The sequence below is a fragment of the Deltaproteobacteria bacterium PRO3 genome (assembly GCA_030263375.1).
Classification (GTDB): Bacteria; UBA10199; UBA10199; order DSSB01; family DSSB01; genus DSSB01.
In genome coordinates this window covers 1-11,239 of the sequence record SZOV01000100.1, presented here as the reverse complement: position 1 = coordinate 11,239, position 11,239 = coordinate 1, and the positions used below count along the sequence as shown (strand labels likewise).

Genomic DNA, 11,239 nt, shown 5'->3' with positions numbered 1-11,239 from the left:
GGGTGAGGGAGCGGCGTTTCCAGGCGAGTCCGATCAGTTCGGCACCGGCCCAAGTCGCCAGGCCCCATTGCCCGAGCCAAGTGGCCCGCTGCGCGAACAAGGATTGCGGAGCGGCGCCGGGAGTGGAGCCGGCGGGACAGGTGTAGCCGCTCTCTTCCTCGCCGCCCAGGGCGTGGATGGCGTCGCAGGCCCCGGCGACGTTGCGCGATACCGGCCTGGGCTCCACCCACTCGGTGCCGCGGCCGCGGATGCGCCCGCGCCGGACCTCGAGGGCCCCGGTCGGGCGCGAGGCGTCGATCTGGGCGACGAAGACGTCGTTGCTCGCGCTTAAATAGCTGAGTCGGATAATCCCGTCGTTGGAGTGTTCGTTGCTGACGACGATCTCTTCGGGATTGGGCGCCCGATGGAGGTGCTCTTGGATGTATTCGTTGAAGGCCGCCAAGGCGGGATGCTGGCGGATCAATTCGGCGGTAAGCTGCGTCACGGATTATCCCCTTAACACCAAGGTCTATGGGCCATCCCCCCGGATGGCGGGGTTATTATCGTGCGGAATCGGCCGAAGTTGCGGGTTTAGCCCATCAGGTCGCCGTTTCCCACCAGCTCGAAAGCCTCTGAAGTTACTTCGGTTTTTTGGGGGGGCGGCGGGGTCCAGCGGCGTTTGAGCTTCTCGTAGGGGTATTCCCCGTTGGCGTCGGCCGCGCCCTTCAGGGTGCCGTTCGCGTTGAAGACCTCGCGGGCCCAGTCGTTCTCGTCCTGGTCGACGTAGACCAGGAAGCTCGCGGCCTCTTGGACGCGTTTCATCAGGATCTTGCGGCAGAGGCGCTCGACGTCTTCTGCGCTCATGTGGGGGTAGAAGCTCTTTAGGCCGTCCGGCCCCACGGCGGCTAATTGCGCCTCCTGGATCTGCTCCAACTGGCTCAGGACGATCTTTTCGTCGCGCAGCAGGACGATGGCCTCGTTGACGTCCTCCCAATTCTCGGAGTGCAGGAAGGGCACCACGATCTCTTGGATCATCTTGGTCAACTCCTTCGAAGTCGCGAGGTCCTCGGCGTACATCTTGTCCTTCAAGTCCTCGTTGTCCAGGTCGGCTACGGCCCATTCGATCGCGGAGGGGGCGATGGCGCGGAACACGCGCCGCGATTTGTTCAGCCAGGAAAGCGGGTTGACGCATTTCCAAAAGCTGTAATCGTAGAGGCCGGCCTCACGATAGACCTGGGTGGTGACGCGGCTGTTGATCGAGGCCTCGTAGTCGCTGCCGACGGCGAAGTGCCGGATGCCCAGGTCCAGGGCCCAGACCGCCGCCAGGCCCCAGGTGAGGCGCGAGGCGAGGGGTGCGACGCGGCTGCCGACGGCCGTGGCGGCGAGGCGCTGCCCCAGGGCCGTCCTGCCGACGATCTCGGGGGCGGCCAGGCCGGCGCCGCCGGCGATCCACTTGCCGTAGTCGCGGACGGGGTGGTCCGGCTCGAAGAAAATTCCCGCCGCTTGGTCGAAGGCCGCATAGCCCAGCATGCCGTAGCCCAGGTTGCGCAGGAAGGGCAGGCCGCGCAGCTGCGTGAAGGCCTGCGAGGTCAGGATTTTTTTCCCGAGCTTATAGGTGGCGAGGATCGCCAAGACGTTGGCGACGCCGTAGAAACCGTAGGTGATGTAGCTGACCTGTTTACGCTCGCGCGCGGTCATGTCCTTGCAGTCCGGGCTGAGCAGCTCGCGTTCGCCGACCAATTCCTTCGTCAAGGAGCAGGCATCGGTCATTTCGACGGTGGCGACGGGCTGGGCGGTCTCGTATTCGGAGAGCTTGCCGGAGCGCAGGAACATCTGGTGGGAGCTGACGTCGACGTCGCCGGCGCAGAACAGGCCCTTCGCGCGGCTCTCGAAGAACAGGCTGTAGGCGGCGTCGCCGGGCACGGGGTTGTCGACGCGGGAATTTTGCAGCGAGAAGGCCGCTACGGCGTCCGGGCTGCGCTGGCCCAGCAACGTCTTGCAGCCCTCCTCGAATTGCCGCACGCTGGAAAATTTCCCCGAGGCCGTCGCGAGCGGGTTGACGGCGCCGTCGCTGCAGGACTGCCCGGCGAATTCCTCCGCGCCGGCCAGGACCTGGGTGGCGTTGCAGGCATCGCCGATGAAACCGCCGCCGATGGGGCGGCTGGAACGGTCGCTGATCTTGCCGCTGCGGACCAAGAGCTCGCGGCTGGGCCAAAGCCACTGGCCGCCGCAGAAAAAGTCGTTCGCCCTATCCTCGTAGAGCACCTCGAAGCGCCCGTCGCCCTCGTTGCGGTTGAAGACGCTCGCCTGCGACGAGTTGAAGGTCGCGGGCGCGGAAAAGACCTCCGCGGTCCGGCGGTTCAGCTCGGCCTGACAAGCGTTTTGATAGATTTGAAAGGAAGGAAGCTGCTCCGCCCCGGTTGGAACGGCTTTGAACGGCCCCGTCATTTGTGCCCCCACAACCGCCTTACCCCCGGCGGTCGAAAACCCTTGTCGGAGGGGTTATCGGTAGGAGTCCATCTAGGTTGTGGGCCGAATTTTTTCCTATTGATATTACGTAGGATTTTATTGGGAGTGATGGAAAATGATTATCGCTTGTCGAAAACGGTGCCCAAGTGCGTATTTTTATATATATTTCGACATTATATTAAATTTAAATGATTACTAAAATCTTAATAAATTAAGATACTTAATAGCATTGCATAAAATAATACACTTTATACATAGCCGTTAATTTTCATCTTCCCAATTTTGTTCATAATATCAATGGTTTAAATTGAAAGCGGCTTTGGCATGAGCCTGGCAGTTCCTAAGAAACAGGAGGGCCCATGCCGGATCACAAAGTTAAAATCACAACCTACACTCTGAATTGCAGCTTTGCCAAAGGCAACTCGGACAATGCCATGCAAAATTGTTTCGACCTTACGCGCCAAGAGAGAAAGCAACAGGAAGCTGAAGGAAAAAAGTGCGATATCTTTCTTAAAGACGGGACAAACCCCAAATTTACTTTGATTTGCAAGGACCGCGAGGCACTCGCTCAGGACTCGGCTTCCGTCCAACGGGGCATGTTTTCCATGTTTTGGTCCCCCGAGCTTTGGTCAAATCTTTCCACAAAACAAAAGTAACCAGCGTCAAGGCTTAAGTCCCTGCCTGTCACCCGTACTTGGACATGCTCTCGGACAGCTCGATGTCGTGCGAGTCGAGCGAAGCCTTTTTGGGAAGACTGCTGGGTCTGGGCCAGCGGTCTTGCAATTTCTTCACCGCGTCCTCGCCGGATTTGAGGGTGCCGTCGGCGTTGAATAGCTCGCGGGCCCAATCATTGACCGGCTGCTCGACGAAGACCAGGAACTTGGCGCACTCCTGGACCTTGTAGGCGAAGGCCTTGCGGGCGAAGAGCTCGATCTCTTCCTCGCTCATGTTCGGATAGCTGGCCTTGAGGCCATCGGCGCCCTGAGTCAGGAAGAGGGTAGCCTTGTGAACCTCGCCCAACGAGAACTCTTGCGGTTTACGCAGCAGCTCGAGGAAGGCGTCGCGGTCGGCCGTATTCTCGGCATGGAGGAAATGAGGCAAGAGCTCGCGGAAAAATTCTTCTCCTTTTTCCGAGCTTTCCTTGTCTTCTTGGTAGACCTTCGCCTTGAGATCCTCGTTGTCCTTCGTGACCGCCCACTCCATAGCGTCGGGGGCGAGCAGGCGGCTGCCGGCGCGCAGCCCCTTCACCGCGAGCGGGATCACCAAAAAGTCCCAGCCGTCCAGCTCGTAGACGTGCTTGTCGTAGATCTGGTCGGTGACGCGGCGGTTGACCGAGGCCTCGTAGTCGCTGCCGATGCCCCACTGGAAGGCCTTGTTCATCGCCCAGACGGCGGCCAATCCGATGGTGGCCCGTGAGGCGATGGGCGCGACGCGGCTCACCGCCGGGATCGACGAAAGCCGCGTGGCTAGGCCGGTGGCGCGCGCGATCTCGGGGGCGGCCACGCCCAGGCCGCCGGCGATCGGGCTGCCGTACTTGCGGGCCCAGTGGTCTTCTTTCACGAAGTTGCTGGCGATGGTGTCGTAGCCCAAATAGGTCAGCGCGCCCCAGCCGAGATTGCGAACGAAGGGAAGGCGGAATAGGGCCTGCATCCGCGGCATCGCGGCGAGCTTGCGGTAGAGCTTGACGCCGCCCCAGACCGCCGAGCCGGTCAGAAACCCATGCCAGGCATAGGAGATGTAGTTGTGCTGGGAACGCTCGCCCGCGGTGACGTCCTTGCACTTATCGGGGTCGATCAGCTCGTCTTTTCCGAGTAGTCCGGTGGTCATCGAGCAGGCGTCGTTCATGGGAATCGGCGTGCCCAGCTCGCCCTTGTCATTGACCATGTCCGAGATGCTGCCGGAGCGGACCAGCATGGTGTGCATGCTGCTGTCGACCATGCCCTCGCAGAAGAAATTGTTGGCCTGGTTCTCGAAGATCACGCTGTAGTTGCCGTCGCCGGGGAAGGGGTTGAAGAGGCGGGTGCGCTTCAGGTCGAAGCGATCGCCCATCTTTTCGCCGAACTTGCGGCGGCCGTAGTCGTCGAAGAGGCCCTTGCATTGCTTTTCAAACTCTTGGATGCTGAGGTATTTGTCCGCGCCGGAAAGCTTGGGGTCGCCGACGCCGTCCTGGCAGGCGAGCGGGGCGCTTTTGCCCTGGGCGTCGGTGGCGGTCATCTCTTCCTTGCCCGCCAGCTTCTCGGTGGCGGTGCAGGCGTCGTCCATCCACTTGCCCGCGACCGGCTTGCCGGGCAACTTGCCCTGGGCGGCCTCTTCCTTGGCCTTGCTGATCTTGCCGCTGCGGATCAGCATCTCGTGGCTGCGCCAGTTCACCTGGGCGCCGCAGAAGAAGTCCAGGGACTCGTCGTTGTAGACCAGCTCGAAGCTGCCGTCGCCGTCGACGCGGTTCCAGACCTTCGCCTTCTCTAAGTCGAACTTCACCGGCGCCTTGCCGGAGGCCTTGGCGGCCTTGTCCAATTCGGCTTGGACGGTGTCGCGGAAAAATTGAAACGATTGCGTCTGCTCCGCTCCGGCTGGAACGGCTTTGATCGGCCCTGACATCTCTGTACCCCCGTACATCGCCTCGCCGGGCGGCGAGGACTTTTATCCCCATCTTCTGGTGGGGATTATCGGCATCAAGGCAAAAGAGTTGTGCGTTGGGGTAGGGGCCGTTCGCGAAGGGCCCCTACGGAGGCCGCAACGGGCAGCGCCTCCGTAAAAACTATAATAATTTTATGTACTTAAAAACTTTAGCCCGGACCAGGGAGATCGGATCCGGGCTAAAGGGGGTGTGGTCGGTCCCCCCCCGCCTCGCTGCGGGGCCTGCCTTGCGGCCGGCCCCGGCCCCAGGTCGGCGGGGGCGGGATGCTTTCGTAAATTACTTGGCCGGCGTCGCCTGCGGGAGGGGCGGCTTGGTCAGGTCCGGATAGGGATTGAGGTCCGCCTCCCGGTCGTAGTCGGTGAAGCCGTACTCGAAGGGATTGAAGGCGGGGGCGAGCTTCTGGTCGCTGTACTGCACGATGCCCAGGATGAGGACGCCCTTCACCAGCTTGCCGAGCCCGGTCTTGCCGAGGGAGCCCGTCTTCTTCAATGCGGCCAGCTGGCCCGCGCTGAGCGGGGGCAGTCCCTTGAAGAGCCAGGCGCCGGCGGCGCTCTTCGCCCGCGAGACGGGGGCGGTGACCTTTTCAACCAGGCGGCCGAAACGGCCCTTGGCGCCCTCGCCGATCGTTCGGCTGGCCTCGCCCAGGACCTCGGCCTCCTTCTCGGCCTTGGTCGCGGCCTCGGCCCAGGCGTTGCCGCCGAAGGGCTTGAAGCGCGCGGCGCCGGGGGCGGTGCGGGCGAAGATGCTGCCCTCGCTTCTCCACACGTCCCAGACGTTGCGGTAGCTCGTGATGCTGCCCAAGCGGCGGGCCTCGCCGAAGATGCTGAAGGCGCGACGCGCGCCCCACACCGTCAGGGCGCCGTTGATGCCGCGCCCCAGGCCGTCCATGGCGGCTTCGTCCGACCAATCGCGGTATTGGGTGGGTTCGCAGAAGGCGCCGCCGACGCAGAAAATGTTGGTGAGCCCCACGGCCGCTATATTGCCGAAGCCGCCGCCGTCGCCCAGCATGTCGCTGAAGGCCGCGCGGGAGCGCTTGTCGAGGCTGTCGTCGTAGGCGGGGTCTTGGGTGGCCGCCTTGACGGCCAGGAAGCGGAAGATCGTCTTGGCGAAGAAGAGGTTGTTGCGGCGGCCGCTTAGGTTCCACCAGCTCTCAAACCAGCCTCCGCTCATCCGGCTGTTGCCGCCGCCGTAGCCGAGGAAGCCGGGGCGCTCGCCCTCGGCGAAGGAAAGTAGCTGGCTGTAGCGTTCTTTCTCGTCCTTCAGGGTGAGGATCTGGTGCAGGCGGGTCGCGCAGAGCTCGTCGTTGAGCAGGGCGCGGGAGCCGGCGTCCAGCCGCTTCAGGCCCTCCTCCAACTTGCCTTCCAGGGCCCAGGATTCGTTGTTGCGGACGCCTTCCGCGATGACCGACTCGAGCTTGGAGATCGCCGCCTCGCGCTCGAGGAATTTTCCCTCCGCGGCGCTCTCCGCCGCGACGTTGCCGATCAAGAGCGGGCTGTCCGTCCAGATATTGCGGGCCAAGGATGGTAGGAAACCGACGATGTTCGTCGCGGTCTTGCCGACGCCGTTCAAGGCGAAGGTCCGGTGCGCCATGTGCACCTCGTCGGCATGGATGCCGCGGTTGTAGAGCTTGATCGCGTCGAGCGTGGGACCGAAGGCGGAGCGCGCCTGCAGGGTCTTCAGGTTGGCCGAGATCGGCGCGTAGCGGTTCTTCATCAGTTCGTCGATGCTGGCGAGGAATTTTTCGGGCTCGATGCCGGAGGCTTGCTCCGCGGCGAGATTGGCGGTGAGGATCTTGCGGGCCTCGGCCAGGTCGAGGGTCTTGTCGCCGTTGGCGTCCCCCTCGCGGATCAGCTGCACCCAGGCCGCCTCTTCCTCCAGGCTGCGCGCCTCGGTCTGGCCGCCGGCCAGCAGCCGCTTGAGCTCGCCGGTCTTCATGTCGAGCGTGAGGTCCGAGCCGCGCAGGGTCGCGGCGACCTCGTGGGGCTCGAGCAGGGGGAGATTTTCGAAATACAGCGTCTCCAAAGGTCGGATGTCGACCTTGTCCACTTTGGGTGGGGTCATGGGTGTGCCTCCGTGCGCGCGAGACACGACCGGGCCGCGGACGACAGGTCCGAACCCTGGGAGTGCCCGTGCGAAATTTAAATGAGGCCAAATGGAACGGTAGGTAGGAAAGACGCCATTTGTGCCCCGAGCCAAGCGCCGCCGCCGGGGACCGGCGACAACGCCAAAAACGTCATCGCCCCAGGTATCGGAGGAATCCCCGAGAGGTTGCTTAAATGAGACTTTTGTACCCTAACCGCCGGGGGTTGAAGGGGGAGGGCGGAGACCGCCGCCGCCTACGCTTTAGTGGGTTCCGACCCCCTTCGAGCCAATGAGGAATAAGAATCAAGAAAGTACCCTAACCGCTGGGGGTTGAAGGGGGAGGGCGGAAGCCACCCCCTGAGCTTTAGTAGGCTCGGACTTGCTCCGAGCCTACGAATAGATAACCCGGAAAGGAAGATCCGATCCGGGTTACCAGGGGGTGTGGTCGCCCCCGCCGCCTTCTCTCGCGGCATGTCGCCATGCCGCGCTGTGCCCCCGGTGTCGGAGTGATCGGGCGGCGGGGGGCTTTCGTAAGCTACCTGTAAGACTACTTCTTCGGCGCGTAGAGCGTCGGATCGGGCTTGGTCGGATCCGGATAGCGCTCGAACTCCGCCTCGCGGCTCATGTCTTGCAAGCCGTGCTCGAAGGGGTTGTAGGGGGCCGAGAGCTTCTGGTCGGCGTATTGGGCGATGCCCAGCAGGACGACGCCCTTGGTGAGCTTGTCCAGGCCCTTACCGCTCATCTTCGCGCCCTTTTCGAGCAGGGCGGACTGTTCCGCGCTGAGCGGGACGCCCTTGAAGATCCATTCCTTCATGCCCTTCTTGGCGGCGTCCCACTTGTCCAAGAGCTTCCAGAAGCGGCCGTCCTTGGCGGACTTGCCGGCCAGGCCGAGGAGCTCGGCCTCTTTCTCGGCGGCCAGGGCGGCCTCGCCCCATTTGCCGCCGGCGAGGACGTTCCACTTGCTCTCGGCCATCGAGGCCTTCCAGACCTGGGCCACGCTGCCCTCGGCGCCGTAGAGGCCCTTGAGCCGCGCGAGCTTGCCGGCCTCGCCCAAGCGGGTGAGGAAGCGGTTGCCGCCGAAGACCATGAAGGCGCCGTCGACGCTGCGGCCGAAGGCGTCCATGTAGGCCTCGTCGGACCAGTCGCGGTACTCGGTCGGTTGGCAGACCTTGCCGCCGAGGCAGAAGACGTTGGTGAGACCCACCGCCGCCAGGTTGTTGAAGCCGCCCAGCGGGTCGCCGTTCATGTCGGCCAAGGTGGCCCGGGAGTCCTTGTGCAGGACATCGTCGGCCGCGGCGTCGCCCGAAGATGCCTTGGTGCCGAGGAAGCGCAGCACGGTGCGGCTGAAGTAAAGGTTGTGCCGGCCTCCGGTGTAATTCCAGAAGGAGGCGTCCCCGCTGGTGTTGCCGGTGCTGAGATTGAAGAAGCTCAAGAAGCCGCTGGGGCGGTCCTTCTTGGCGAACTCCGCCATCTTCTGGTTGCGTTCCTTGGGATCCGTCGTGTTGAGGATCTCATGGATCTTGGTGGCCGCCAGTTGCTCGTTGAGCACCTTGGCGTCCTTGGCATCGAGCTTCTTCAGGGCCTCGTCCAGCTTGCCCTCGACGGCCCAGGACTCGCCCGCGGCGACGCCCTTTTGGATGACGTCGCGCAGCTTGTCTAAGCTCGCCTGGCGCGCGTCGAATTCCGCCTTGGCCGCCGCCATGGCCTTCTGGTCGCCCCACAGGACATCGGTCTTCCCGCCGATGCGGCGGATTGGGAAGCTGAGGAAGCCGCCGACGTTGGCCAAGGTCTTGCCCAGGCCGTTCAGGGCGATGGTGGCGCCGGCGTGGCGGTAGCTCTCGCTGAGGATACCTTTGTTGTAGAGGTCCAGGGCGTCCAGGGTGGGACGGAAGGTGAGCTCGGCCTTCCAGCCCTTCATGTTTTTCGCCAGCGGATCGTAACGATCCTTCATCAGCTTCTGGACGCTCTCGAGGAACTTGTTGGGGTCGATGGCCGAGGCCTGATCGGCGGGGAGTTTGCCCAGCAGCTTCTTGACCTCGTCGACGTCGACGAAGTGGTCTTTATTGGTGTCGGCCTCGCGGATCGTCTGGACCCAGGCGGCCTCCTGCTCGAGGCTGGTCGCCTCGCCGGTGGCGCCGTCCTTGCCGACCTTGGCGAGGGTGCCGGTCTTCGTGTCGAGGGCGAGGTCGGAACCCGTGAAGCGCTTGGCGGCCTCGTTGACGTCCAGCTGGAGCAAATTTTCCAGATAGAGCGAATCCAGCGATTGAATATCGACCTTTGGTGGGGTCATGGTGTGCCTCCCATACCTGTGCTGCCGGCCCGGCGCGCAACCAAACGCGGCCGGGACCTATCGTCCGGTGAAAGCCCTGCGGACGCGACGCGGCGGCCGCAGGACGCGAAATTAAAAATCCCCAGTGATTTCTGGACTTTATGCGGACGATGCGCCGCAGATTACAGGAAGGAAATAAACGGGATGGGTCTGTGCCCCCATTTATTCTCTGCCCCCTTGTCCAGTCCCATTCAACAATGCCCTCGGTACTAAATATCGTCCCAAGGTCGGATTGGTTGCTAAGGAAGGCGAAAGAGGGCCTTTTGGCCGCTGCAGCCGCTTATTGAATATGGAGGACCCCTGGATTTTTATCGCCGGTCTTCGTCCCGAAGCGGGTGCTCGGCCCCCGCATCGCCGCCAAGGGGGACCAAGGCCCCGGTCGCGGCGCTGGGGTTGGGACGTCGAGCTCGGTCGCGATCCCGGGACCGCCGTGGGGCGCGGGCATGGGCGTCGGAGGACGGAGGAACGGCGGCGCGGGCGCTGGGGGACTCGCCCTCGGGGAGGCTCAGCTCGTATTCGCGGTCGAAGATCAGCGGGTGGTTGCTGTGCCGCGGGGCGTGCTGGAAGACGTAGCCCGCGATGCCGTAGGAGACGATGCCCTCGTAGCTCATCCAGCGCAGGCCGTTGCCGAGGCCGCGCAGGCTGATGTTTTGCAGGGTGGCGACGCTGGCTCGGGCCAGGAGGGCGCGGGTGGCGGCGGCGCGGGTTTCGGCATTGGTCACGGCGGCGGCCCGGGCCAAGGCCTCGGGCACCGGCGGATGGGCGGCGACGACGCGGCCCCACCAGCCGGTCGCGTTGGGTGCGACGGTCTCCGCGGCGGTGGCGAGCATGGTCGGTGAGGTCAGGATGCGCTGCACGCCCTGGGCCCGAAGCAGGGCCTGGCGGGCGGCGGCGAGCTCGGCCTCGGTCGTGGCGTTGGCAACGGCCGCTTCGGCGGCGGCCACGCGGCGCGCGGCCCAGCTGGCCAGATGGCGGCTAAACAAGCCGGAGGAGGCGACGGTGGCCTCGGTCGCGGCGGTCTCCGCCCCGGCGGTCACTACCGCCTGGGTGCCTCGGATTCCCAAGAACCTCAAGAAGCCGGCGCCGATCGCGCTGCGGCCGGCAGTGGTCACGGCGCCGCGGCCGAGAGAAAAGGCCCCGGCGCCGGTCGCCAGGCTGGCGACGAGCAGCACCCCGTCGCAAGCGGCTCCGTCCTCGTTCTCGTCGCTGTAGTTGCGGAACCAATCGGGGGGCCAGATGCCGAATTCGCCGCCGCCCTCCTCGACTATGTTGCCTTCGTCGTCGGTGATGTCCGTGCCCAGGCTGTCCTGGAGGGCGTGGTGGGCGCGGTTGCGCATCCCCTCGTCGGTCGACTCGCGGTGCAGGGCATGGAGGATGGCGCGGGCGAAGTCGAGGTTGCGGACACCCTCGGCGTAGGTCCCGGTCGACCACCAGCTGGTGAGACCCTTACGCAGGTCGTTGGCGAGGGAGAGCCACATCTCCTCGGCCCGGCGCGGGTTGCTCTCGGTGCGGATGTTCCAGAGGCGCTCGGCCTGGAAGACCTCGTCGGTCAAGAGCTCGTAGTAGCGGGCGTTGCGGCCGGGGAGCAGGTCGTCGTCATGGGTGCGGAAGTATTCGAGGGCGTTCGGGATGGTGCGCTCCCCCGTGAAATCGCTGGGCGGATGCTCGATCAGGCGGCGCAGCTCCTGCAGGGCCTCGCCCCGCTCGCGGTCGTGCATCTCGACGAATTCGCGGACCAAGTG

At 64.1% G+C, this 11,239-nt stretch carries 6 protein-coding genes and 1 pseudogene; 2 read left to right on the top strand and 5 right to left on the bottom strand.

Translation table 11 applies throughout. From position 1 onward, the window contains the following. Both FBR05_12850 and FBR05_12845 read right to left on the bottom strand, forming a co-directional pair. Positions 1-484, bottom strand: a 484-nt coding sequence (locus tag FBR05_12850; protein ID MDL1873067.1) for a hypothetical protein, incomplete at its 3' end; no start/stop codon positions are given. A gap of 86 nt (positions 485-570) precedes the next feature. Further along, the gene (locus FBR05_12845) at positions 571-2,427 is read right to left on the bottom strand and encodes a hypothetical protein (GenBank protein MDL1873066.1); all 1,857 of its coding nucleotides are present in this window, start codon (positions 2,425-2,427) and stop codon (positions 571-573) included. 380 nt (positions 2,428-2,807) lie between these two features. Between FBR05_12845 and FBR05_12840 the strand changes: the two genes are divergently transcribed. Continuing rightward, positions 2,808-3,104 carry a hypothetical protein gene (locus tag FBR05_12840; protein ID MDL1873065.1) on the top strand — a complete coding sequence of 99 codons (297 nt, stop codon included), beginning with the start codon at positions 2,808-2,810 and terminating at the stop codon, positions 3,102-3,104. A gap of 28 nt (positions 3,105-3,132) precedes the next feature. On the opposite strand, the gene FBR05_12835 is transcribed toward FBR05_12840, so the two are convergent. The 3 genes from FBR05_12835 to FBR05_12825 form a co-directional block, all read right to left on the bottom strand. Continuing rightward, positions 3,133-5,046 carry a hypothetical protein gene (locus tag FBR05_12835; protein MDL1873064.1) on the bottom strand — a complete coding sequence of 638 codons (1,914 nt, stop codon included), beginning with the start codon at positions 5,044-5,046 and terminating at the stop codon, positions 3,133-3,135. Positions 5,047-5,362: 316 nt separating this feature from the next. Then, complete coding sequence (locus FBR05_12830) at positions 5,363-7,147, bottom strand: hypothetical protein (protein MDL1873063.1); 1,785 nt, start codon at positions 7,145-7,147, stop codon at positions 5,363-5,365. A 568-nt stretch (positions 7,148-7,715) separates the two neighbouring features. Continuing rightward, entirely contained in the window at positions 7,716-9,458 is a 1,743-nt protein-coding gene (locus FBR05_12825; protein MDL1873062.1) for a hypothetical protein, read from the bottom strand. A 1,024-nt stretch (positions 9,459-10,482) separates the two neighbouring features. Here FBR05_12825 and FBR05_12820 point away from each other — a divergent pair. Beyond that, a pseudogene (locus tag FBR05_12820) lies at positions 10,483-10,701 on the top strand (hypothetical protein). The last annotated feature ends 538 nt before the right edge of the window (positions 10,702-11,239 follow it).

Bases quoted from the DNA above. Each gene is read 5' to 3' on its own strand.
- FBR05_12845 (MDL1873066.1), bottom strand. From the start codon at position 2,427: ATGACGGGGCCGTTCAAAGCCGTTCCAACCGGGGCGGAGCAGCTTCCT.
- FBR05_12840 (MDL1873065.1), top strand. From the start codon at position 2,808: ATGCCGGATCACAAAGTTAAAATCACAACCTACACTCTGAATTGCAGC.
- FBR05_12835 (MDL1873064.1), bottom strand. From the start codon at position 5,046: ATGTCAGGGCCGATCAAAGCCGTTCCAGCCGGAGCGGAGCAGACGCAA.
- FBR05_12830 (MDL1873063.1), bottom strand. From the start codon at position 7,147: ATGACCCCACCCAAAGTGGACAAGGTCGACATCCGACCTTTGGAGACG.
- FBR05_12825 (MDL1873062.1), bottom strand. From the start codon at position 9,458: ATGACCCCACCAAAGGTCGATATTCAATCGCTGGATTCGCTCTATCTG.